25 protein-coding genes and 2 pseudogenes are annotated in these 21,301 nt (G+C 65.8%); 21 read left to right on the top strand and 6 right to left on the bottom strand.

Annotation, left to right across the window (positions count from 1 at the left end; all coding sequences use genetic code 11):
- Nucleotides 1-68 precede the first annotated feature (68 nt).
- Nucleotides 69-770 carry a UdgX family uracil-DNA binding protein gene (locus G6N57_RS07270; protein ID WP_077739870.1) on the top strand — a complete coding sequence of 234 codons (702 nt, stop codon included), beginning with the start codon at nucleotides 69-71 and terminating at the stop codon, nucleotides 768-770.
- On the opposite strand, the pseudogene G6N57_RS07265 reads toward G6N57_RS07270, so the two are convergent.
- Nucleotides 686-1,444 (bottom strand): annotated as a pseudogene (locus G6N57_RS07265) (Orn/Lys/Arg family decarboxylase); the annotation flags it as partial. The gene G6N57_RS07270 and the pseudogene G6N57_RS07265 overlap by 85 nt on opposite strands.
- A gap of 169 nt (nucleotides 1,445-1,613) precedes the next feature.
- Between G6N57_RS07265 and G6N57_RS07260 the strand changes: the two are divergent.
- From G6N57_RS07260 to G6N57_RS07240, 5 genes are all read left to right on the top strand, one after another.
- A complete protein-coding gene (locus tag G6N57_RS07260) occupies nucleotides 1,614-2,327 on the top strand; it encodes a hypothetical protein (protein ID WP_049234150.1) in 714 nt (237 codons plus the stop codon).
- 64 nt (nucleotides 2,328-2,391) lie between these two features.
- Entirely contained in the window at nucleotides 2,392-3,648 is a 1,257-nt protein-coding gene (locus G6N57_RS07255; RefSeq protein ID WP_070930154.1) for a helix-turn-helix domain-containing protein, read from the top strand.
- A 22-nt stretch (nucleotides 3,649-3,670) separates the two neighbouring features.
- Nucleotides 3,671-4,876 carry a tyrosine-type recombinase/integrase gene (locus tag G6N57_RS07250; RefSeq protein WP_036435507.1) on the top strand — a complete coding sequence of 402 codons (1,206 nt, stop codon included), beginning with the start codon at nucleotides 3,671-3,673 and terminating at the stop codon, nucleotides 4,874-4,876.
- A complete protein-coding gene (locus tag G6N57_RS07245) occupies nucleotides 4,863-7,103 on the top strand; it encodes a tyrosine-type recombinase/integrase (protein ID WP_072279042.1) in 2,241 nt (746 codons plus the stop codon). The genes G6N57_RS07250 and G6N57_RS07245 overlap by 14 nt, the downstream gene beginning before the upstream one ends.
- The gene (locus G6N57_RS07240; RefSeq protein ID WP_036432609.1) at nucleotides 7,100-7,513 is read left to right on the top strand and encodes a DUF6262 family protein; all 414 of its coding nucleotides are present in this window, start codon (nucleotides 7,100-7,102) and stop codon (nucleotides 7,511-7,513) included. The genes G6N57_RS07245 and G6N57_RS07240 overlap by 4 nt, the downstream gene beginning before the upstream one ends.
- Before the next feature lie 80 nt (nucleotides 7,514-7,593).
- Here the strand turns inward: G6N57_RS07240 and G6N57_RS07235 are convergent, their stop codons facing one another.
- Complete coding sequence (locus G6N57_RS07235; RefSeq protein WP_036432606.1) at nucleotides 7,594-7,953, bottom strand: Rv2640c family ArsR-like transcriptional regulator; 360 nt, start codon at nucleotides 7,951-7,953, stop codon at nucleotides 7,594-7,596.
- Between the two features lie 100 nt (nucleotides 7,954-8,053).
- On the opposite strand from G6N57_RS07235, the gene G6N57_RS07230 reads away from it, so the two are divergent.
- The 11 genes from G6N57_RS07230 (at nucleotide 8,054) to G6N57_RS07180 (ending at nucleotide 13,709) form a co-directional block, all read left to right on the top strand.
- Complete coding sequence (locus tag G6N57_RS07230) at nucleotides 8,054-8,530, top strand: ArsI/CadI family heavy metal resistance metalloenzyme (RefSeq protein WP_036432603.1); 477 nt, start codon at nucleotides 8,054-8,056, stop codon at nucleotides 8,528-8,530.
- Nucleotides 8,531-8,593: 63 nt separating this feature from the next.
- Complete coding sequence (locus G6N57_RS07225; RefSeq protein ID WP_036432600.1) at nucleotides 8,594-9,106, top strand: DinB family protein; 513 nt, start codon at nucleotides 8,594-8,596, stop codon at nucleotides 9,104-9,106.
- Between the two features lie 42 nt (nucleotides 9,107-9,148).
- Nucleotides 9,149-9,529: an ArsR/SmtB family transcription factor gene (locus G6N57_RS07220; protein ID WP_036432596.1), complete on the top strand. Its 381-nt coding sequence runs from the start codon at nucleotides 9,149-9,151 to the stop codon at nucleotides 9,527-9,529.
- Complete coding sequence (gene arsB / locus G6N57_RS07215; protein ID WP_036432593.1) at nucleotides 9,526-10,644, top strand: ACR3 family arsenite efflux transporter; 1,119 nt, start codon at nucleotides 9,526-9,528, stop codon at nucleotides 10,642-10,644. Before G6N57_RS07220 ends, arsB begins: the two co-directional genes overlap by 4 nt.
- Nucleotides 10,637-11,305, top strand: coding sequence for an arsenate reductase ArsC (locus G6N57_RS07210; protein ID WP_036432590.1), 669 nt, complete (start codon nucleotides 10,637-10,639; stop codon nucleotides 11,303-11,305). Before arsB ends, G6N57_RS07210 begins: the two co-directional genes overlap by 8 nt.
- 27 nt (nucleotides 11,306-11,332) lie before the next feature.
- Nucleotides 11,333-11,791: an arsenate-mycothiol transferase ArsC gene (locus G6N57_RS07205; RefSeq protein WP_036432587.1), complete on the top strand. Its 459-nt coding sequence runs from the start codon at nucleotides 11,333-11,335 to the stop codon at nucleotides 11,789-11,791.
- Between the two features lie 73 nt (nucleotides 11,792-11,864).
- A complete protein-coding gene (locus G6N57_RS07200) occupies nucleotides 11,865-12,209 on the top strand; it encodes a hypothetical protein (protein WP_036432584.1) in 345 nt (114 codons plus the stop codon).
- The gene (locus tag G6N57_RS07195; protein WP_036432581.1) at nucleotides 12,206-12,658 is read left to right on the top strand and encodes a MerR family transcriptional regulator; all 453 of its coding nucleotides are present in this window, start codon (nucleotides 12,206-12,208) and stop codon (nucleotides 12,656-12,658) included. Before G6N57_RS07200 ends, G6N57_RS07195 begins: the two co-directional genes overlap by 4 nt.
- Nucleotides 12,645-12,977, top strand: coding sequence for a hypothetical protein (locus G6N57_RS07190; RefSeq protein WP_036432580.1), 333 nt, complete (start codon nucleotides 12,645-12,647; stop codon nucleotides 12,975-12,977). The genes G6N57_RS07195 and G6N57_RS07190 overlap by 14 nt, the downstream gene beginning before the upstream one ends.
- Before the next feature lie 10 nt (nucleotides 12,978-12,987).
- Nucleotides 12,988-13,320 carry a YnfA family protein gene (locus G6N57_RS07185; RefSeq protein WP_036432578.1) on the top strand — a complete coding sequence of 111 codons (333 nt, stop codon included), beginning with the start codon at nucleotides 12,988-12,990 and terminating at the stop codon, nucleotides 13,318-13,320.
- Nucleotides 13,321-13,343: 23 nt separating this feature from the next.
- Nucleotides 13,344-13,709, top strand: a complete 366-nt coding sequence (locus G6N57_RS07180; RefSeq protein ID WP_036432576.1) for a SpoIIAA family protein — start codon at nucleotides 13,344-13,346, stop codon at nucleotides 13,707-13,709.
- A 598-nt stretch (nucleotides 13,710-14,307) separates the two neighbouring features.
- Here G6N57_RS07180 and G6N57_RS07175 read toward each other — a convergent pair.
- Together G6N57_RS07175 and G6N57_RS07170 are read right to left on the bottom strand one after the other, a co-directional pair.
- The gene (locus G6N57_RS07175) at nucleotides 14,308-16,284 is read right to left on the bottom strand and encodes a heavy metal translocating P-type ATPase (RefSeq protein WP_036432573.1); all 1,977 of its coding nucleotides are present in this window, start codon (nucleotides 16,282-16,284) and stop codon (nucleotides 14,308-14,310) included.
- Nucleotides 16,281-16,652, bottom strand: coding sequence for an ArsR/SmtB family transcription factor (locus tag G6N57_RS07170; RefSeq protein WP_047036712.1), 372 nt, complete (start codon nucleotides 16,650-16,652; stop codon nucleotides 16,281-16,283). The genes G6N57_RS07175 and G6N57_RS07170 overlap by 4 nt, the downstream gene beginning before the upstream one ends.
- Nucleotides 16,653-16,753: 101 nt before the next feature.
- Between G6N57_RS07170 and G6N57_RS07165 the strand changes: the two genes are divergently transcribed.
- The 4 genes from G6N57_RS07165 to G6N57_RS07150 all read left to right on the top strand — a co-directional run bounded on the left by G6N57_RS07165 (nucleotide 16,754) and on the right by G6N57_RS07150 (nucleotide 19,368).
- Nucleotides 16,754-17,416, top strand: coding sequence for a DsbA family protein (locus G6N57_RS07165; RefSeq protein ID WP_036432571.1), 663 nt, complete (start codon nucleotides 16,754-16,756; stop codon nucleotides 17,414-17,416).
- Nucleotides 17,417-17,497: 81 nt separating this feature from the next.
- On the top strand, nucleotides 17,498-18,109 hold the full coding sequence (locus tag G6N57_RS07160; RefSeq protein ID WP_036432568.1) for a methyltransferase family protein: 612 nt from the start codon (nucleotides 17,498-17,500) through the stop codon (nucleotides 18,107-18,109).
- Between the two features lie 20 nt (nucleotides 18,110-18,129).
- On the top strand, nucleotides 18,130-18,765 hold the full coding sequence (locus G6N57_RS07155; protein WP_036432566.1) for a class I SAM-dependent methyltransferase: 636 nt from the start codon (nucleotides 18,130-18,132) through the stop codon (nucleotides 18,763-18,765).
- Between the two features lie 54 nt (nucleotides 18,766-18,819).
- Entirely contained in the window at nucleotides 18,820-19,368 is a 549-nt protein-coding gene (locus G6N57_RS07150; RefSeq protein WP_036432564.1) for a hypothetical protein, read from the top strand.
- Between the two features lie 138 nt (nucleotides 19,369-19,506).
- Here the strand turns inward: G6N57_RS07150 and G6N57_RS07145 are convergent.
- Nucleotides 19,507-20,211, bottom strand: a pseudogene (locus G6N57_RS07145) (aminotransferase class I/II-fold pyridoxal phosphate-dependent enzyme); the annotation flags it as partial.
- A complete protein-coding gene (locus G6N57_RS07140) occupies nucleotides 20,177-21,301 on the bottom strand; it encodes an MFS transporter (RefSeq protein WP_077741815.1) in 1,125 nt (374 codons plus the stop codon). The pseudogene G6N57_RS07145 and the gene G6N57_RS07140, both read right to left, overlap by 35 nt.

Below are 21,301 nucleotides of genomic sequence, written 5' to 3'. Positions count from 1 at the left end.
CCTGTTGTTGTCATAACGAATACCCGAACTCGGCATGGCGAAACGGTTGAAGCGGGTATCCCCCGGCCATGAGCAGCGCAGCGGAGTTCGTCCCCGAAACACGTGAGCTGACCGAACTGGCCAAGGCAGCGCGGGGATGCATGGGTTGTCCGCTGTACCGCGATGCCACCCAGACCGTGTTCGGGTCCGGGCCCGCATCCGCCCGGATGATGCTGGTCGGTGAGCAGCCGGGTGACCGGGAGGACCGTGCCGGAGCCCCCTTCGTCGGCCCCGCCGGCCGCATCCTGGACAAAGCCTTGGCCGCGGCCGAGATCGACCGCTCCGAGCTCTACCTGACCAACGCCGTCAAGCATTTCAAGTTCACCACCAACGAGCGGGGCAAGCGCCGGATCCACAAGACCCCCAGCCGCACCGAGGTCGAGGCGTGCCGGCCGTGGATGATCGCCGAATTGAACTCGATCGCGCCGGATGTCGTGGTCTTACTCGGAGCGACCGCCGCCAAGTCCCTGTTGGGCAACGACTTCCGAGTATCTCGACACCGAGGGGAGATCCTGTCCGTCACCGGGCTGGTTCCCGACGGGGACCCGGCGCTCGTCGCCACGATCCACCCGTCAGCGGTATTGCGAGGGCCATCTGAGACCCGTGACCAAGCCTTCGACGGACTGGTCGCGGACCTCCGCACCGCCTATGCGACGACGCGCACCGTCCGCAACGACGGATCGGCCGGGTCGGGCACGTTCATCCCTGCTGCGAGCCCGGTCCGCAGATAGTCCAGCACGGCCTGGTTGATGCGCTCTCCGGGAACCACCGCGGGAATTCCCGGCGGGTACGGGGTGATCTGCTCGGCGGAGACCCGGCCGGCCGCATTCTCGACCGGTACATCCTCGACGGGACCGAAGAACGCATCCCGTGGCGCCACCACGGTCTCCAACTCCAATTCGTCGGGTGAGGGCAGGTCGACACGCGGCGGCGGATCGAAATCGTGTGCGGCCTTGCGCCACAGCTTGAGTGCCTCGACCAGTCGGCCCGCGGTGTCCGGCCCGTCGGCCAGCGACATGGTGGCCAGCACCCGGCGGTGGTCGGTCATCCCCAGATCGAGCTGGCAGTACTCCCGCATCCAATCAGCGGCCTGGTATCCCGAGGTACCTGTCGCGAAGACGTCGATCAACACCTGAAGCCGATCCAAATCGTGCGAAGCCTGCTTGCCCAGCAGTTCCTCGTCGAGAACCTCGATGTCGTCGATCTCTTCGATCTCGCGGCGTGTTTCCCGCGCCAGATCCAGTGCGGCACCCATCAACTCGTGACCCCGTTCGACCATCTGCCGCCGCCATCCGTCGATCGCGCTGTACACCAGGACGTTTGGGCTCGTCGTCATCAGCAGATCCGCACAGGCCGACAGCCGGTTCTCGTCGACGAGATCGCCCTGCAGATGGAACACCGACCCCAGCGCTTATCAGGCGTTAAATTCTCAAAACACGCCTTAAAGGTGTGTTGAAGTGCAGTTTTATCCACGCATACATGTAACCTATTAGGTATGAGCAGCCAAAATTTTGCCGACCGGCAGCGGCGTGGCGCGAGGTTGAGTGTGGGATACCGGGGTAAATGTTTACCCCATGGAACTACACGACGATCCTCAGCAGTTGGTGGAGGAACTCGTCCGGCAGCATGCTCAGGTTTTGGGCGAGGCGCATGGGGATCTGGCTGCGCGGCATCCGGAAGTCCCAGATCGTTTTGTCGATCAGGGCAGCAATGTGCGACCGATCACGGTGTCGTGCTCGGTGTTGGAAACGTTTCTGCTATCGCGGTTACGGCGGGAGACTCCCGATTCGACTCTAAAAGTCAAGGCGGGCAACGGGATGGGAGTTCTTCTGCTCGACGGGAAGGGCTCGCGGATTTATGTGCGCAAGCATCCGCGCAATCGGCGGACTGGTCAGCTGATCGAGACTGTGCCGTTTGTGCCGGGTGGGGAGCAGTACAGCATCGAGGAGGTGCTGGGTCACCCGATCGGTGGCGAAGAGGGTATTCCCGAGCCGCAGAAGTATCGGGAATACCTGTTGTGGTGGCCGGACGGTCGCGGGTTTTTCGGCGGCGCGGTCCTCGCGGCGGGACTACTCCTCGACAATGTGGAGGTTCTTTACGGTCGGACACCGTTGCCGCCGCCGATCATGGAGGACCGCTCATTCAATGTTGGTCTCGGCGGGAGCCGTCGGGAGGGCGCGGGACCGGGGACTTTCGGGACACGGCGCCGCGACGACGACTTCGCCGAGGTCGACGAGGACGCTGCGAGCGATCAGGACGAGGAGGACGGTCCGCCGAAATCGTCGTAGCCATCGTGCACAGTGTTGGGTGCATGTGGGTTTCCCAACCCGGTGACGTTGAATTGAGCGCACGATGATTGAGGTTTTTGGTGCACGGGTCCGGCAGGCCCGGTTGTTGAGGCGGATGACGGCACGGTCGGTGGTGGAAGCCACAGGCTGGAGTACGTCACGGCAGTCCCAGATTGAGAAGTCGCTGACGGTGCGGCTCGACGACGGCGATGTTGCGTTGCTGGCGGGGTTGTTCCGGTTTCCTGCAGCGTTTTTCAGCTCGGAGCCGCGGACACGGATCACCGCGAACGAGTTGCTGTTTCGGGCGCCGAAGTCAATGACGTTGGGTGAGCAGGAGTTTCTGGCGACGTTCGCGTCGTTGGCAGGCGATTTTCTCGGTGAGCTCGATGGCCGGTCGAAGCTGCCTCCGGTGAAGGTTCCGACGGTCAGTCCCGATGAGCTGGCACACAGTTCGATCACGGTGGCCGCAGCACGTCTGCGTGAGGCGATGGGACTGGAACCCGATGAGCCGCTTGACGATTTGATGTATGAGGCCGAGCGGCTGGGTGCTCCGGTGATTGTCCGGCGCCGGGTCGCCGGTGAATGGGAAAGCGAATTCGCCGCTACCGGTGGGCGTTCTCGTGATGAGCGGCATTTGGGGTATTCGAGTTGGGTGGGCCGGTTACGGGACCGGCCGCTGCTGGTGTTGAGGGATAGCGACTCGTGGGAGCGGACCCGGTTCACGGTCGCCCATGAGCTCGGTCATTTGGTGTTGCACAGTCACGCCTATTGCTCGGTCAGTGCCGCCGACGAGTTGGAGGCAAACCGGTTCGCGACCGAGTTGTTGGCCCCGGCAGGGGTCATCGCCGGTGAGTTGCCGCGGGTGATGTCGCTGTTGAATCTGCGTCCGCTCAAAGCCAAGTGGGGTCTGTCGTTGGGGTCGTTGATCATGCATCTGCGGGATTCGGGGCTGATCGCGCCGGATCGGGCGAAAATGTTGACCACCCAGCTGCATTCACGGATCAACCCGGATACCGGGCACACGTGGGGTATGACGGAACCGGGGTGGGCTGACCGCGTCCCGGAGCGGCCCCGGCTGCTGCGTAAGTGGGTGGAGCGCTGCTACGGCGGCGCGTCGGTGCGGATGCTGAGCGCCCGGGATTCGATGATCTATCCCGCTGATGTGCTGGATTGGTTTTTGGCCACGCAGCGGCCGGCGCCGGCGGCCGAGCATAATCCGGTCGCGGCCAGTGTCGGCCATGGCCGCACCGCGGCCCCACCGGCCGATGGCGGCTCCCAGGTGATCCGGTTGGACGATTTCCGTAAGGGCAGGCCATCGTGAATGTGGTGGGGTGCGGCTGACGGTGGCACAGGTGCAGCGGGTGCGCTTTGAGGACCGGCCACCCACCTACACGGTGGTCGGCGTCGACAAGCTGCCCGTGGCCCCGGCGCGCGAGTACCTGACGTTTCTGCGCAACCAAGGGGGCTCACCGAACACGCTGCGCGCCTATGCCTATGGGCTGGCGGCGTGGTGGACGGTGCTGGAGGGTACCGGTACCGCGTGGGATGACTTCCCCACCAGTCTGTTTGGCCAGTTCCTGGCTTATCTGCGCACCGGGGATCTGCCTGGGGTGGCCCGTATCGGTGAACCGGAGCAGAGATTGGCCGAATCCTCGCTGCTGCCGCGCAGTGCGGCGGTGTTGTCGATGTACCGGTATTTCGCCAATGCCCATGACCTGGTGCGCCCCTACCGGCGGTTGTACGCCAGTCATGCTCGTACGTCCCGGCGGGGCCGCTATGCACCGTTTCTGGCCGGGGTCGGCCCGAAACGCGAGCAGGACGGGCCGATTCACCGGCTCCGCGGCCTGCAGCGCGCCGAAACACCGGTGCTGCTGCCGGTGCAGGTCAACGCCATCTTGGATGCGTGCAGTGTCCAGACGGTCTCGGGTGAATGGTCGGGCGGCGGGGCGGGGCTGCGTGACCGGTTGTTCTTCGCGGTGTTGGCCGAAACCGGGATGCGGCTCGGTGAGGCGTTGTCGTTGCGCCACAGTGATTTTGATATTGCCGGTGGCGGTACCCCATCGGTGATGGTGGCGGGCCGTGATGATCATCCGCACGGGGTGCGCGCGAAATCGGGCCCGCGCCGGATTTACATCGGCGACGATCTGGTCGCCCTCTACACCGAGTACGTGTGGCAGTTGGTGGCCGCCGGCGCGGATGTCACGGTCGGCGATCTGGCGTCGTGTTTCGTGTTTGTCAACCTGGTGCGAGGCGTGCGCTATGCCCCGCTGCGACCGGAAACCATCTACGACAAGGTGGATCTGATCACCGCGCGCCGAACCGGCGTGCTGCCTGAGCAGTGGACGCCGCACTGGCTGCGCCACACCCACGCCACCGCGTTGTTGCTGGCTGGGGTGGATGTGCATGTGGTGATGCGTCGTCTCGGTCACGCCGACGTGCAGACCACGTTGTCGACCTACGGGTGGGTGACCGCCGACGCCGAGATGCGCACGCTGGCCGAATGGAAGAACTATGTCGCTGGGTGGAAGGTGAACCGTGACGGGCAATGACAGTCCTGCACCAGCGCATACCCCACCGACGCGCGGTGCCGCCGGGGATCGGTGGACACAGCAGTGGCAACAAGTGCCGCCGCAGTGGCGCAGGCTGGTCTATCACCTGGATACCGGCCCGGCCAACACGGTCTTTCAGCGCAACCCGCGCTACCGGCCCACCCCGGACGGCCACGACTTCACCCCGCAGGGTGTGCCGCAACGGTTGTGCGAGGAGCTCGCGTGGTGGGTGTGGCTGTGTGGACACGAAGAACGTCGCAAGATCGAACCGTCGCTGCTGAAATGGACCAGCGGTGCACTGAGCATCGCCGCCGCCGACTACCACCAACGGCACCGGCGTTACCCGGTCAGTGTCGCTGATCTGAGCGCCGAGGCCATCGTGCGTCACGGGGTACGCGAGTTCGAGCGCCGCACCGGTCGGCTGCCCTCGGCCGGGTTTCGGCGCAACGTGGCCAGTTTCATCGAGCACCTGCACCTGTACGTGTCGGTCCGCTGCACCGACCGGCCATGGTGGGCTCATGACATCTGGGATCTGGACGCTGATCCCCGCATCCCGCAGCGTGAGCACGAACCCTGCCATGACCAGGTTGCCCGCCTCGGAGGGATCGAACCGGTCTGGCTGCGTGAAGGGGTGCGGTTCTGGCTGCGCACCTGTTTGACGGCTGAACTGCTGCGCTGGTCGTCGGTGATCGGCCGCACCCGCGGCATCACCCGCCATCTGGGTCCATTCTTGGTCGAACGCGGGATCGATGATCCGGTGATCAGCACCGACCGGGCGGCGCTGCGGCTGGTGTTCACCGAGTTCACCGAATACCTCAAATCACCTGCCGCGCGGGCCAAACCGGAGCGTCCGCTGTCGGCGGCGACGATCGCGGTCGTCCAGTCCAAGATTCAGATGTTCTACACGTTCATGGTGGACCATGCCGAGGAAGCCGCGGCAGCGACCGGAGATCCTCGCTGGAGCCGGTTGACCGACACCCATACCCGGTTGTGGGGTGCGGCGTTTCGCAGCCGACGCCCTACCGGCGGCCGGGAGCTGACCTGGTTTTCGACCGCCGAGCTGCAGCGGATGCTGTGCTATCTCGACGTGCTGGCCGCCGATGCGGGCAAACCGGTGGTCATCACCCATCCCGATTCCACCATCTCGGTCGTGGCTGGTCTCGGCGATCCGCAAGCGGCCCGGATCTGGCTGCTGCAAGCGTTGACCGGGCGCCGGGCCTCGGAGATTCTGATGCTCGATTTCGACCCGCTGCAGCCGATCCCGGGGCATGACCGCCCCGCGGGAGCCACCGACGTTCCCGATGGGTTCGTGGCCAAACTGCGTTACCAGCAGACCAAAGTCGACGGGGTGGTGCCCACCATTCTGGTCGAGCAGGCCGTGGTCAACGTGATCAGCGAACAGCAAGACTGGATCCGGCGGCGTTACCCGGATTTGGAGACGAAGTACCTGTTCCTCGGGGTGCGCTACCAGCACCAGGGCCAACGACCACGCAGCTATGACTCCTACAGCCGGATCCTCAATCGGCTCGACAACATCCACGGTCTCACCGACACCGCCGGCCACCCGCTGCGGTTCTCCCAGACCCACCGGCTGCGCCACACCCGGGCCACCGAGCTGCTCAACGACGGCGTCCCGATCCATGTGGTGCAGCGCTATCTCGGACACGCCTCCCCGGCGATGACCCTGCGCTATGCCGCCACCCTGCAAGCGACCGCCGAAGCGGAGTTCCTGCGGCACAAAAAGATCGGCGCCCATGGCACCGATATCACCATCAGCCCGTCCGACATCTACGACATGACCCAGCTCTCGGCCCGCACCGACCGGGTGCTGCCCAACGGGGTATGCCTGCTGCCACCGGTAGCCACCTGCGACAAAGGCAACGCCTGCTTGTCATGCGGGCATTTCGCCACCGACGCCACCCACCTCGACGAACTGGTCGACCAACGCGCCAGGACCCTGAAACTGATCGACGTCCGCCGCGAACAGTACCGTGCCCGCACCGGGCGCGAGCTCACCGACGACAACGTGTGGATCCATGAGCGTCGACGCGAAATCGCCTCCCTGGACGCCATCCTCGACCGGCTCCACCGCGACGACGTGACCGATGACGGCGCAAACAGCGTCGCCGGTGCGGGTACCGCCAACCGGGCACCCACGATGCAGACTGCTGCCCGCGGAAGCCACGAATCAGTGTTGCGCAAGGCTGACCCGGACACGCCGCGATGAGTCGCCCCAAGCCGCCGCCACCCACCCAGAAAGCACTGAATGCGCTGGCCGAATACCGCGACGGCCGCAGCGATGAGAAGCGGCGTGCCGTCGAAAAAGCGATCGCCTACCTGCGCAAGACCAACGCCGACATCAACTTCTCCACCGTGTCCCGCCGCGCCAAGGTGTCCCGCAAGACCATCTACAAACACGACGACCTGGTGGCCCTCATCAAGCAGTACCGCGACCGCCCCGCCGCCCGCCAGCCAGCACCGGCCGGCCGCGAAACCAGCATCGACGCTGCGCTGCGCCACCGGCTCGCCGCCAAAGACAAAGAGATCGCCGCACTCAAAGCCACCGTGGCAGAACAACAATCAACGATCGAGCTGCTCTACGGCCAACTCGACACCCTTCACGAACAGATCACCTGATCATCTCACCGTGGGGCGGTCATTCCGGAGCATCCCAGCTGACCCGCGCGCGCGGCGACGGTGTCCAGCTCACCTGTCGGCTAAGTGCAGCAGTCGGGGTCGAGCACCACGCAGAGTGCTTGGAGCGCTTCGGGTTTGACGCGGTGAAAGACGTTCATGCCGCGACGGTCGGAGATCACCAGCCCGGCTTTGCGGAGTTGGCCCAGGTGGTGGCTGACGGTGGATTCGCTCAAGTCGAGCGCCCCGGCCAGTTCCCCGCTGGTCTCCTCGCCGGGGCGCGAACTGAACAGTAGAGACATGATTTTGACCCGCATCGGGTCGGCGAGCGCCTTCAGGCGCATCGCCACCGCCAGGGCGTCGTCGTCGCTGATCGGGCCCGCGGCTACCGGGGCGCAGCATACCGGCGCGGACATGTCGATCACGGGCAGCGCTTTGGGCATGACCCCATCCTGCCACCAATCTTGACATATATCAAAAAGGTGGCATCCTGAGGTCGACGCGTCAATTCGATATATGTCTCAGCCCTAGAGGAGGCGGATTATGTCCCGTGTTCAACTCGCCCTCAATGTTGATGATCTCGATGAGGCGATCACGTTCTACTCCAAGCTGTTCAACACCACTCCGGCGAAGGTGAAGCCGGGCTATGCCAACTTCGCCGTCACCGAGCCGCCGCTGAAGCTGGTGCTGCTGGAAAACCCCGGTAAGGGCGGCACCATCAACCACCTCGGCGTCGAGGTGGAGTCCAGGGAAGCCGTCCATGCCGAGATCGCCCGGCTGACCGGCGAGGGGCTGTTCACCGACGAGGAGATCGGCACCACCTGTTGCTTCGCCACCCAGGACAAGGTCTGGGTGACCGGCCCGGCCGGGGAGAAATGGGAGGTCTACACCGTGCTGGCCGACTCCGACACATTCGGCGCCAGCCCACAGCACCTCGACGAATCCAGTGAGGGTGACGGTGATGTGTGCTGCGGCGGCGCATCCAAGGAGTCAGATCAAGCCGCAGCATCCTGCTGCTAGCCGACCGTTCGCGACCTGCCGCGGCCGTGGCCACACGGGCCGCGGTAGGCGCATGATCGGGGCATGGACCGCGACGCCATCGCTGCCGATCTGGAGCGCGCGCGTGTCACGTTTCACCAGCTACTGGCGGCCGCCGGTCCCGACGACTGGGGCGCCCCGACGCGCGGAACCCGTTGGACCAACGAGCAATTGCTGTTCCACATGGTGTTCGGCTACATGGTCGTGCAGCGACTGCTGCCCCTGGTGCGGGTGATGGGCCGACTGCCTGACCGCGTCAGCGTCACCTACGCCCGGGTGCTCAACGCCGCGACCACGCCGTTTCATCACGTCAACTACTACGGATCGTGTGCCGCCGCCCTGGTTTACAACCGGGTCAGGATGGGCGCCAAACTCGACCGGGTCATCGCCGCGCTGCAACAACGACTCGCCCGAGAAACCGACGACTCCCTGCGCCGCGGCATGCACTTCCCGCCGGGATGGGATCCGTTCTTCTCCGATTACATGACGCTCGAAGACGTCTACCGCTACCCAGGGCGCCATTTCGACTTCCACGCGGCCCAGCTCATCTTCACCTGACGTTCATTTGCCATCTGATTCGATAGCTGTCAATATCGATGTATGTCGAAGTCCCGGGAGATGTTGGCCGATCAAGTGTGTTGCCCTCCGGGCGCCCTGCTGCACGAACCCATATCGGCGGCGGTGGCGGCGGATATGGCGGTCAAGCTCAAGGCGCTGGCCGATCCGGTGCGGCTGCAGCTGTTCTCGGCGATCGCCAGCCACGCCGGCAGCGAGGCCTGCGTCTGTGACATCTCACCCGGGCTGGAAGTCTCCCAGCCGACCATCAGCCATCACCTCAAAGTGCTGCGGGACGCTGGATTGCTGACCTCGCAGCGCCGGGCGTCGTGGGTGTATTACGCCGTGGTGCCCGAAGCGCTGGCCAGCCTGGCCGTGCTCCTCGGCGCGACCACCGCCCACACCGTGGCGGGAGTATCGGCATGACCGACACCACCACATCCCCTCCAGCGGTCGTCGGCAAGCTCTCCACCCTCGACCGGTTCCTGCCCTTATGGATCGGCGCGGCCATGGTCGCAGGGCTGCTGCTGGGCCGCTGGATCCCCGGCCTGAACACCGCTCTGGAAAAGGTTCAGATCGACGGGATTTCGCTGCCGATCGCCCTGGGCCTGTTGATCATGATGTATCCGGTGCTGGCGAAAGTCCGCTACGACCGCCTCGACACCGTCACCGGCGACCGCAAACTCCTGCTCTCCTCACTGGTCCTGAACTGGGTGCTCGGACCCGCGCTGATGTTCGCACTCGCCTGGCTGCTACTGCCCGACCTGCCCGAATACCGCACCGGCCTGATCATCGTCGGACTGGCCCGCTGCATCGCCATGGTCATCATCTGGAACGACCTGGCCTGCGGAGACCGCGAAGCCGCCGCCGTCCTCGTCGCGCTCAACTCGATCTTCCAAGTCATCATGTTCGCCGTGCTGGGCTGGTTCTACTTGTCGGTGTTGCCCGGCTGGCTCGGCCTGGAACAAACCACCATCGACACCTCACCGTGGCAGATCGCCAAATCCGTACTCATCTTCCTCGGCATCCCGCTATTGGCCGGCTACCTGTCCCGCCGCATCGGCGAGAAAACCAAGGGCCGCGACTGGTATGAGGCCAAGTTCCTACCGACGATCGGCCCATGGGCCCTCTACGGTCTGCTGTTCACCATCGTGATTCTCTTTGCCCTGCAAGGCGATCAGATCACCCACCAACCCTGGGACGTCGCCCGCATCGCCCTACCTCTGTTGGCGTACTTCGCCGTCATGTGGGGCGGGGGCTACCTGCTCGGCACGCTGTTGGATCTGGGTTATGAGCGCACCACCACCCTGGCGTTCACCGCCGCCGGCAACAACTTCGAACTGGCCATCGCCGTGGCGATCGCCACCTACGGCGCCACCTCCGGCCAAGCGCTGGCCGGGGTCGTCGGCCCGCTCATCGAAGTCCCGGTCCTGGTCGGATTGGTCTACGTCTCGCTGGCGCTACGTAATCGGTTCAGCCACCACACCTCCCAACACCTGCCCACCGGCTCGACGACGAGAACGGAACCAGCCGATGACTGACAGCCCCGTCACCCACCAACTGCGCCACGACCTCTCCATCGACCAACAACTCGCCCTGAAAACCGCGGCGAGCCGTCTGCACGGCGAGTTCGACGGCACCTTCGGCACCGAAACCATCGAACGGTTCCTCTGCTCGTCCTACGACCAGTTCGCCGGCCGCGCCACCATTCCCAACTTCCTGCCGCTGCTGGCCGAACGGTTCGCCCGCCAGCGCCTCCACGCCCTGGCCCGGGTGGAAGGCAAGATCAGCGACGGCAAACCGACCGTCCTGTTCCTATGCACCCACAACGCCGGCCGCTCCCAGATGGCCCTCGGCTTCTTCACCCACCTGGCCGGCGACAACGCGATCGCCTGGTCCGGAGGGTCAGAACCCGGCAACGAGATCAACCCCGCCGCCATCGAGGCCATGCACGAAGTCGGGATCGACATCACCGGCGAATACCCCAAACCCTGGACCGACGAAATCGTGCAAGCCGCCGACGTCGTCATCACCATGGGCTGCGGCGACGCCTGCCCCATCTTCCCCGGAAAACGCTACGAAAACTGGGAACTCCCCGACCCCGCCGGCCAAGGCCTCGACGCGGTCCGCCCGATCCGCGACGACATCGAAGAACGCATCCACCGACTCCTGACCGATCTGAACGTGCCCATCACCCGCTAATCGCGAAAACCCAAGGAAAACACCGATATGGCCGACAGATCCGTGTTGTTCGTCTGCGTCAGTAACGCCGGCAAGTCGGTGATGGCCGCCGGGCTCATGCGGCAGATCGCCGGCCCGCACATCCGCGTGACCTCGGCGGGCACCCACGCCAAGGGTGCAGTCAACCAACAATCGGTGCAGGCATTGGCCGAAGTCGGCGTCGACATCAGCGACCATCAGCCCACCCAACTCACCGAGCAGATGCTCGACGAGGCCGATCTGGTCGTCATCGTCGGCACCCAAGCCCAACTCGAGGACCATCCCGGCACCACCATCCAACGGTGGGACACCGACGAACCCTCCCTGCGCGGCATCGACGGCATCGACCGCATGCGAATCATCCGCGACGACATCACCACGCGCGTCCAGGCCCTGGCCGCCAACTTGTCCACCGCGGCCGCACCACCCGCCGGCCAGTCAACACAATCCGACCGCCGAGACGGTTGAGGGCCACCCCGCTGCCGTTCGCCACCGATTGAGGGTTGCATTCCGTACCTAGGTACGGGTTTATCGTCGACGTATGGCCAGCGAGGAAACTACGGGTTGGGTGCCCGATTCGTGCTCGTTACCCACGGTTGATCGGCCGTTGCGGGTGGCCGAGTTCGACGGGCTATTCGGTCAATCGGTGCTGCGGTCGGTACGGGTGAGTGCCACACGGTTGGATCTTGTGCTGGCCGCCGACGCCGAGGCCGCTGCCCGCGACCTGGCGGCACGCGAAGTCGGCTGCTGCTCGTTTTTCCGCTTCGACTTCGACACGGCCGGTTCGGATGTGGTGATAAGCATCGGCGTTCCCCCGTCGCACACCGACGTGCTCGACGCCCTCGCACAGCGGATCGGTGACATGACGACGGGGCAGACGCGGTGAGCGACAGCGGATTGCGCAGCGGGCAGGTCGCGGCCGCAGCCGGGGTCAACACCGAGACGCTGCGCTACTACGAGCGACGCGGCCTGCTGCGCCAGCCGCAGCGATCACTGGGTGGACACCGCCTATACCCACCGGAAACCGTGACCATGATGCGGGTGATCAAGGCCGCGCAACGGTTGGGCTTCACCCTCGACGAAGTCGCCGACCTGTTGGCCGCCACCCGACTCGGTAGCCGCTCCGAGGCCGGACTACACACCCGGGCGGCCACCAAACTGGCCGAGGTCGACCAGAAGCTCGCCGAACTTACCGCCGTGCGCGACACGCTGCGTGCTGCGCTCGCCGCGGGCTGTGACGACCTCCTCGCCTGCGCCGAAAGCCCCTGCTGCCCACTACCATTCACCGCAGAACCCGACAACGAGACGAAAGGCGGCACCGGTGGCTGCTGCTGACGACCGCGCCCGCAAGGCGTGGTGGGCATCGATCGGCGTCGGGGCGCTGGCATGTGTGGGCTGCTGTGTGGTCGTGCCACTGCTGGCCGCGGCCGGCATCGCCGGCGGTGGCATGCTGCTCGTCGGTTCCCGGTGGCTAGAGCCACTCGGATTCGCGCTCATCGCCGTCGGAGTCGTCGGGGTGGTCGTGTCACAGATCCGCGCCTACCGCCGACGCGGAGCCGACACCTGCCAGTGCACTCGTCCGAACACGAACACCAGTTGCCGGTGCCGACGATCACAGCCGGCAGCGGCCCCAGTGCCCGGCCAGGTCTCCTAGGGTCATCACCATGGTGATCCGTTCAATCCTGTTGTTCGTGTTGGCCGCGGTCGCCGAAATCGGAGGCGCGTGGCTGATCTGGCAAGGTGTGCGCGAGCAACGCGGCTGGCTATGGGCCGGGCTCGGCGTCATCGCACTCGGAATCTACGGGTTTGTCGCCACCCTGCAGCCGGATGCGCATTTCGGCCGGATCCTGGCCGCCTACGGCGGCGTGTTCGTCGCCGGCTCACTGGCCTGGGGCATGGCGCTGGACGGGTTTCGACCCGACCGCTGGGACATCATCGGCGCCCTGGTCTGCCTGGCCGGCGTCGCCGTGATCATGTACGGCCCACGCGCGCACTGACACTTCCCCAGGAGGGGCATGCTGTGATCGAGTTCCTGTCCTGCAGCACCGGCAATGTCGTCGGAATCCGGTTCAGCGGCAAGCTGAACCGGCAAACCTACCGCGACGTGCTCGGCCCACGAATCGACTCCCTTCTGGAGCAGTACACCACGTTGCGGGTGCTGATCCTGATCGACGAATCCTTTGAAGGCTGGACCCTTCCCGCGGCCTGGGCCAACACGATCTTCGACCTCAAACATCGACGTCACTTCGACAAGATCGCCATGCTGGGCGCCCCGAAATGGGAAGAATGGTGCGTCAAAATACCCGCGGCACTGCTCATCCGCGGTCAACTGAAGACGTTTCCACGCGATCAACTCGAACCCGCATGGGACTGGCTTCGCGCATAGCGCCCGCTGAGCGGTCAGGCCAGCGTCAGCCAGCAGCGCCACCACTGGTGGTGGGCCTATGTGTGCGTTGCAGCCGCCGTCGGCGCTTCGGTCGTGGCACCAGCGGCCAGTGGTGTGGTGCGTCCGGCGCGCACACCGTTGGCGATGACGACGATTTCGTGCACCGTGCCTATGTCAACCTAAATTGGCTCCGCCTGGGCGGTGTCAGTTGGCCCCGCCTGGAGGCGTGCAGAACTCGCGCGGGTTGAGCGAAGCTGGATGTATGCGTGTGGAGCTTCTCACGAGCCCGGGGTGTCCGAATGCGGCGGCGGCTCGGCGCTTGCTCGCCGAGTGTCTGTCTGAGGTGGGTATCGCTGACGATGTGGTGGTGGAAAGGGTCGGTGCATATCCATCGCCGACGGTGCTCGTTGATGGTGTGGATATCATGAAGCCGGGCACTGAGTTGGCAGCTGATGCATGCCGATTGGACCTTCCGACCAGGGATCGCGTGCTGGCGGCGCTGCGGAGTGCGACACCGTTGACCTGATCGATCCGGGGTTTCACCCCGTTGCTCGGCCGACCCCTCTTGGCTGTGACGTGATCCTGTTGCGCCCCGAGTTCAACTGGCTGTCGTGGTTTCCTGGGTGCGGGTGTGTGCCAGCCGGTGGGAGTCGGTTCCGGTTTCGATGATGGCGCCCCGGAGGGGTTTGGTGCGTCCGGCGCGGACCCCGTTGGCGATGACGACGATTTCGGCGAGTTCGTGCACGGCGACGACCGCGGCCAACCCCAGCATCCCGGTGAGGGCGAGCGGAATGAGTACCGTGATCAGGCCCAGTGAGAGGCCGACGTTTTGCAGCATGATGCGCCGGGCACGGCGGGCGTGGGCGAAGGCTTGGGTGAGGTGGCGCAGGTCTTCACCCATGAGGGCGACGTCGGCGGTTTCGATCGCCACGTCGGTGCCCATTGCGCCCATGGCGATGCCGAGGTCTGCGGTGGCCAGGGCGGGGGCGTCGTTGACGCCGTCACCGACCATGGCCGTCGAGGAATGTTGGCGCAGTTGACTAATCAGCGCGGCCTTGTCTTCGGGCCGCAGATCAGCATGCACCGTATCGATCCCCACCTGCTTGGCCAGGGCGGTCGCGGTCGCTTGGTTGTCACCGGTCAGCATCGCCACCTGATAACCCCCACGGCGTAACGCCTCGACGACCCGGGCGGCTTCGGGCCGTAGTTCGTCACGCACCGCGACCGCCCCAATGACCTGACCGTTGTCTTCGACCAGCACCGCGGTCGCCCCGGCGGCCTGCATCTTGGCGACCTGTTCGGCCAGCGGGCCGGGATCGAGCCAGCCGGGCCGACCGAGCCGCAACCGGCGGCCGTCGCGATACCCGGTGAGGCCGGCGCCGGTGACCGCCTCCACCTCCTCGGCGGGTCGGACCGGGCCCTCGGCGGCGGCGAGGATCGCTGCAGCCAGGGGGTGTTCGCTGCGGGCCTCCAACGCCGCCGCGACCTCCAGCACATGCTCGCGGGTGGCGCCGTTGGTGGTGGCGACGTCGATGACGGTGGGCTTGTTGGCAGTCAATGTGCCGGTCTTATCCAGCGCCACGGTGCGGACCGCGCCCAGGGCTTCCAGCGCCGCGCCGCCCTTGACCAGGACGCCGAGCTTGCTGGCCGCGCCGATCGCGGCGACCACGGTGACCGGCACCGAGATCGCCAGCGCGCATGGGGAGGCCGCCACCAGCACCACCAGGGCGCGTTCGATCCACACCAGCGGATCACCCAACACGCTGCCGATGGCCGCGATGAGGACGCCGGCGATCATGATCGTCGGGACCAGGGGTTTGGCGATGCGGTCGGCCAGGCGCTGGGCTTCGCCCTTGCGGGACTGCTCGGCCTCCACGATGGCCACAATGCGGGCCAGCGAGTTGTCGGCGGCGCTGCTGGTGACCTCGACCTCGAGCACCCCGGTGCCGTTGATCGACCCGGCGAACACCTCATCACCGGGCCCGGCCTCCACCGGCACGGATTCGCCGGTGATCGCCGAAACATCCAGCGCGGTACGGCCTGAGACGATGACCCCGTCGGTGGCGACGCGTTCACCGGGTTTGACCAGCATCCGGTCACCCACCCGCAATTCGCTTGGCGGGATGATGGTTTCGGCGCCGTCGCGCAGGACGGTGGCCTCATCGGGCACCAGCGACAACAGGGCGCGCAGGCCGCGGCGGGTGCGGGCCAGCGAGTATTCTTCGAGACCTTCGCTGATGGAGAACAGGAACGCCAGCATGGCGGCCTCGCCGACCTCGCCGAGGATCACTGCGCCGACCGCGGCGATCGTCATCAGCGTGCCGACCCCGATCTTGCCTTGGGTCAGCCGGCGCAGCGTCGAGGGCACGAACGTGTAGGCCCCGATCGCCAACGCCAGCGCATACAACCCGATTTCGACCGGGCGGGGCCCGCCGGCCCCGCCGACCACATACCCGGCCAGCAGCACCACACCCGCCACCGCGGCGGCGCGCAGTTCGGTGATCTCCCAGAGCCGTTCGGGTTCGTGCTCGTCGTCGCTACGTTCGTCGCTGCCGCAGCCACACGCCTCACTCATCGAGCAACCTTCTTCCGCTGATCGGGGAGGCCGTAGTTGGGGCACAACGCCACCGCGTTGCCGGTGGCCTCCAGCACCGCCTCGGCCGCGCGCAACATCTCCAGCAGCTCCGGGCGGGCCAGCCGATACACCGAGGCGCGGCCCTGCGGCCGGAAATCCACCAACCCGCAGTCACGCAGGCAGGCCAGATGCGCCGACACCGTCGACTGCGCCAACCCCAACTCGCCCGTCAGATCCACCACCCGGGCCTCACCACCCGCCAGGCGGCGCAGGATCGCCAACCGGGTCGCATCCGAGAGGCTGTGAAACAACGCCGTCGCCGCATCCACATTCCCGCACACCGCGGGATCGACCGAACCACTTTTCATCGCCACATAACGATGATAGCGTCCAATGCTATTGATCGGTCAACCTCGCCAACATCGATGCCATGCGATATAGCCGCCGATCCCACGAAAGAGGTATCTGAATGGCGCGCGCCAGCCGCATGTTGCTCACCGCGTTCGTCATCGCCGCGATGGCGATCGGTGCGCTGGTCTACCTGTCGGTGCGCGACCGTGACTCGACCGCCCCAGCGCAGTCCGATACCAGCGAGATCGGGCAGGTGGTGCGGGAGAACAGTCACCGGCTCAACTCGGTGCCTGAGAGCAAGGTGACGTTCGTGGAGTTTCTCGACTTCGAATGTGAGGGTTGCCGCGCGGTTTACCCGGAGATCGAAAAGTTGCGGGCTGAATACGGGGACCGGGTGAATTTCGTGATCCGCCACTTCCCGCTGCCAGCGCACGTCAACGCCGAGCGGGCCGCCCGGGCCGTGGAAGCCGCCGCCCAGCAGGGCCAGCTGGAGGCGGTGTATCGCAAAATGTATGACACCCAGGCTCAGTGGGGTGAAAAGCAAACCCCGGCCGATGACGTATTCCGTGGATTCGCAGCAGAACTCGGCCTGGATATGGCCGCTTTCGACGCGGCCTACGCCGATCCCGCCACGCTGGAGCGCATCCGGCTCGACATGGCCGACGGCCGGGCCTTGGGGGTGCAGGGCACGCCGACGTTTTTCCTCAACGGCACCCGCATCCAACCGCACAGCTATGAAGACCTCGCCAAGGCCCTTGATCAAGCGCTCGCCGAGAACTAACCGCGCCGTCCCACGTCCATCGGCTTTAACGCCCATCTCCACATCGGCACCTATCCCAGTCCCGGCCAGGAGGTTTCACCCATGCCCGCCACCGCGCTCATCTTCTACGTGATCTTTGCCGTCTTAGGGTTCGGCTGGCGCAGTTGGACCCAATACCGCCACACCGGATCCACCGGATTCCGCGGCATCCACGGTCGGCCCGGGTCGCTGCAATGGTTGGCCGGTGTCGGATTCATCGCCGCCATCCTCGCCGGGGCGGCCGCGCCCCTGCTGCAACTGCTCGACATCCTCACCCCGATGGCCGTGCTTGATGCGCCGTGGATCCAGACCACCGGCATAGTGCTGGCCGTCGCCGGGATCGCCGCCACCGTCCACGCCCAACGCGACATGGGCCCATCGTGGCGCATCGGAGTGGACCCCAGCGAAACAACCACATTGGTGCGCCACGGCGTGTTCGCGCTGGTACGCAACCCCATCTTCACCGCCATGCTGATCTTCGCCGCCGGCATCACCCTGATCACCCCAAACCCGCTTGCCCTGGCCGCCTTCGCCGTCTTGTGGGCCACGATCGAACTGCAGGTACGAGTGGTCGAAGAGCCCTACCTCAACACCATCCACGGCCAGGCCTACCGGGACTACTGTGGGGCTGTCGGCCGGTTCGTTCCCTACATCGGACGCCGCCTGACCGTCTGACCGCCGACGCGAGGTGAACCATGCCCACCGATGATCGCACCGCCCGCTGGAACCGGTACTGGGACAAGAAATCTCGCACCTATGACCGTGAGATCGGGTTCTTCGACCGCCACCTGTTCGGCGACTCCCGCCAATGGGTCTGCAGCCAAGCCACCGGCGACGTCCTGGAGGTCGCGATCGGCACCGGACTCAACCTTGCCTTCTACCCCGAGAACGTCACCCTGACCGGGATCGACTGGAGCCAGCAGATGCTCGACATCGCCCGCCAACGCGCCGCCGACCTCGGTCACCCCGCCACCCTGCAACAAGCCGACGCGCATCACCTGCCGTTCGACGATGCCAGCTTCGACACCGTCGTCTGCACCTTCGGGCTCTGCGCCATCCCCGACCACACCCAAGCCCTCACCGAAATGACCCGAGTCCTGCGCCCCGGCGGAAAACTCATCCTCGTCGACCACATCCGCAGCAGCACCGCCCCAGTCCGAGCCGTGCAGCGGGGCCTCGAACTATTCACCATTCCCCTCGGCGGCGAACACTTCCTACGTCGCCCCCTAGAGCACCTGCGGGCCGCGACCGACCTCGCGATCGACCATCGTGAGCGGTTCACACTCGGCCTCGTCGAACGCGTCGTCGCCCACAAAACCCCTGCCACCTGACCTGCCCTGCAGCCAAGGGGTCCGAGCGGGACACCATCACGAAAGCAGCCGCACATGACCGAATTCACCAGACGCGCCGCACTTGCCCTACTCAGTGGGGCAGGGGCGATCGCCGCACTGGGATACCTGTTGCGCACCAACAGTATTCGCATGCCCACCGGGAACGCCAACGGTCCCGGCATGATGGGCGGAGTCTCCGGCACCGACATGGATCGCTACATGACCATGTTCGCCCGCCACACCGAACTGCGCCGCACCGTGGAAAACATCCCCGGAGGCATCCGTACCACCACCGAATCCGACGCCCCCGATCTCGTCGCGCAACTGCACGCCCACGTCTCCTCGATGTATCAGCATCTCGACCAAGGCGCCGAAGTGAGCTGCATGAGTCAAAGCCTGCCCACCCTGTTCCGCCATGCAACCGACTACCAGCGGCGAATCACACTGACACCTAACGGAGTTATCGCCACCGAGACCTCCTCCGACCCCGAGCTCACCAACACCATCCGCGCCCACGCACACGAAGTCACCGGCTTCGTCACCGACGGCATGCCCGCCATGATGGGCCCGATGATGGGCGGCCGCGGAATGATGGGCTCCTGAATCGTCGCGTCAACCAGAACGCACCAACCAACCCCTAACCGGAAACACCAACAGCCTAACCTGTTTCCGATCAGGCCCGACTAGATCAGATCGCCTCAGCGGGAACAACAGTAAACATCAGAATCTGACCCCAGATAACTGCTCGAAGCCGGCCCCCATCTTGTGCACGCTGACCACGCACACATCCGCGCCGGCGTTCATCGCCCAGGTCGGCAGGTCTTCATGGAAGGGCAAGTGGGCACCCCACGCCTCGTCGACGATCAGGGGCTTGCCCCGACTGTGGCAGATCTCGGCGATGCCCTTGATGTCGGCACAGGTGCCGTACGGGCTGGGGCTGACGATCAACGCCGCGGCGGCGTCCGGGTGCCGCTGCCAGGCCTGCTCGACCTGCTGCGGCGACGGCGGGTGCGACAGATGACGTTCGGCGTCCCATTGCGGCGTGATCCAGCGCGGTGTCAGACCCGAGAAGATCAGCCCGGCAACCACCGATTTGTGGCTGTCCCGGCTGAGCAGCAGGCTGCCGTCGCAGCCGGCGACGGCCATCATCGCGGCCTTCACCGACAACGAACTACCGCAGGTGGAGAACCATGCCGCGCGCGCCCCCACCGCCTCGGCCATCAATTCCTCGGCCCGCTTGAGATAACCGTTGCTCATGCGCCGGTCGTCGAGACCGCCGCTGGCCAGAACATCGCTCAAGAAGGGCTCCCGCCCCAGCACCTGCAGAACGCGCTCATCAGCACCGCGACCCTGCCGATGCCCGGGCGGCGAGAACCCGTACCGGTTGGAGTTGTGGTAGTCGTGCAGCGCGTCAAGCAGCGGTGCCGCGCCCTGATTGCCCGTCATGGCGCATGAGTACCCACATCAACCCGACCCCCACACACGCAGCCGTCATCACGGCGAACGCCGTCGGGAACGAGAACGAGGTGGCCAGCGCCCCGACAGCCAGCGACCCCAGCCCGGTGCCCGCATCGAAACCGACGTTCCACGCCACGCTGACCGCACCGCGGGCATGCTCCCCGGTGGCGGCGAAGGCCTGCACCAGGGTGAGATTCTGCAGCGCACCATAGGCAGTACCCAACAGAGCACAGCCGAAGATCACCAACCAACCGCCGGCGGCGATACCCACGGCGATCACCGCCAGCCCGGTCGCGCCGACTCCCAGCATGGGGGCGATGAACCGCGCGGCGCCGTGATGGTCGGCCGGCCCTCCGATCAGCCATCGGGCCAGCGCCGCGGTCCCGGTCATGGCCAACAACGCTCCGAGCGCGGTTGTCGCGCCGCTCAGTTGAGGAGCGAACGTGAGGATGCCACCGCCTGCCGCGGTGATCACCACGAGCGCGGCGATCGGGCCGACCAGCCCGGCGCCCACTCCGTCGAGCCGGTCCGGATGGGGCTGATGCACCAACGTGGGTGCCGGGCGGGCGAATGCCAGCGGTACCGCGAGCAGCGGTGCGGCGGCCAACCCGAATACCAGCTGATAGCCGACATTTTCGGCCAGCCACGGTGCCAGCGGGGTCAATACGAACTGCGGTGCCGCGATCGACAATCCGTACGCGCCGATGGCACGACCGCGACGCTCCTGCGGGATCAACGCCGCGATACCCCGGACACTGCACACCGTCAGAATGCCGAAACCCAGCCCGCGCAACGCCGCCAGAAGCAGCACCTGCCAAAGAGATCCGGTCAGCAGATGCGCAACTGCCGGTATTCCCAGCAGCACGAGCCCGAGCGCCTGCGTGACGGCCCAGCCCACCCGCCGCAACAGCCATCCGACCAACAGCTGCGCGATGACGGTGAACAACATGAGCACGCTGTTGACCGCACCCGCGCCGAGACTGTCGGCACCGATCCGCACCGCCCACATCGGGGCGGCCGGCAGCAGCAGGGAGAACCCAGCGAATCCCATGGCCGCGCACGCCAACAACGCCGGCAT

Origin of the sequence: Mycolicibacterium boenickei (assembly GCF_010731295.1) — a bacterium.
GTDB classification, from domain to species: domain Bacteria; phylum Actinomycetota; class Actinomycetes; order Mycobacteriales; family Mycobacteriaceae; genus Mycobacterium; species Mycobacterium boenickei.
The sequence above is the reverse complement of the archived record's forward strand: the minus strand, read 5'-3'. Positions and strand labels throughout refer to the sequence as shown.

Bases quoted from the DNA above. Each gene is read 5' to 3' on its own strand.
- G6N57_RS07140 (WP_077741815.1), bottom strand. From the start codon at position 21,301: ATGCCGGCGTTGTTGGCGTGCGCGGCCATGGGATTCGCTGGGTTCTCC.
- G6N57_RS07210 (WP_036432590.1), top strand. From the start codon at position 10,637: ATGACTGACAGCCCCGTCACCCACCAACTGCGCCACGACCTCTCCATC.
- G6N57_RS07260 (WP_049234150.1), top strand. From the start codon at position 1,614: ATGGAACTACACGACGATCCTCAGCAGTTGGTGGAGGAACTCGTCCGG.
- G6N57_RS07175 (WP_036432573.1), bottom strand. From the start codon at position 16,284: ATGAGTGAGGCGTGTGGCTGCGGCAGCGACGAACGTAGCGACGACGAG.
- G6N57_RS07205 (WP_036432587.1), top strand. From the start codon at position 11,333: ATGGCCGACAGATCCGTGTTGTTCGTCTGCGTCAGTAACGCCGGCAAG.
- G6N57_RS07255 (WP_070930154.1), top strand. From the start codon at position 2,392: ATGATTGAGGTTTTTGGTGCACGGGTCCGGCAGGCCCGGTTGTTGAGG.
- G6N57_RS07230 (WP_036432603.1), top strand. From the start codon at position 8,054: ATGTCCCGTGTTCAACTCGCCCTCAATGTTGATGATCTCGATGAGGCG.
- G6N57_RS07270 (WP_077739870.1), top strand. From the start codon at position 69: ATGAGCAGCGCAGCGGAGTTCGTCCCCGAAACACGTGAGCTGACCGAA.
- G6N57_RS07235 (WP_036432606.1), bottom strand. From the start codon at position 7,953: ATGCCCAAAGCGCTGCCCGTGATCGACATGTCCGCGCCGGTATGCTGC.
- G6N57_RS07200 (WP_036432584.1), top strand. From the start codon at position 11,865: ATGGCCAGCGAGGAAACTACGGGTTGGGTGCCCGATTCGTGCTCGTTA.
- G6N57_RS07165 (WP_036432571.1), top strand. From the start codon at position 16,754: ATGGCGCGCGCCAGCCGCATGTTGCTCACCGCGTTCGTCATCGCCGCG.
- G6N57_RS07225 (WP_036432600.1), top strand. From the start codon at position 8,594: ATGGACCGCGACGCCATCGCTGCCGATCTGGAGCGCGCGCGTGTCACG.
- arsB (WP_036432593.1), top strand. From the start codon at position 9,526: ATGACCGACACCACCACATCCCCTCCAGCGGTCGTCGGCAAGCTCTCC.
- G6N57_RS07240 (WP_036432609.1), top strand. From the start codon at position 7,100: ATGAGTCGCCCCAAGCCGCCGCCACCCACCCAGAAAGCACTGAATGCG.
- G6N57_RS07150 (WP_036432564.1), top strand. From the start codon at position 18,820: ATGACCGAATTCACCAGACGCGCCGCACTTGCCCTACTCAGTGGGGCA.
- G6N57_RS07220 (WP_036432596.1), top strand. From the start codon at position 9,149: ATGTCGAAGTCCCGGGAGATGTTGGCCGATCAAGTGTGTTGCCCTCCG.
- G6N57_RS07185 (WP_036432578.1), top strand. From the start codon at position 12,988: ATGGTGATCCGTTCAATCCTGTTGTTCGTGTTGGCCGCGGTCGCCGAA.
- G6N57_RS07170 (WP_047036712.1), bottom strand. From the start codon at position 16,652: ATGAAAAGTGGTTCGGTCGATCCCGCGGTGTGCGGGAATGTGGATGCG.
- G6N57_RS07155 (WP_036432566.1), top strand. From the start codon at position 18,130: ATGCCCACCGATGATCGCACCGCCCGCTGGAACCGGTACTGGGACAAG.
- G6N57_RS07160 (WP_036432568.1), top strand. From the start codon at position 17,498: ATGCCCGCCACCGCGCTCATCTTCTACGTGATCTTTGCCGTCTTAGGG.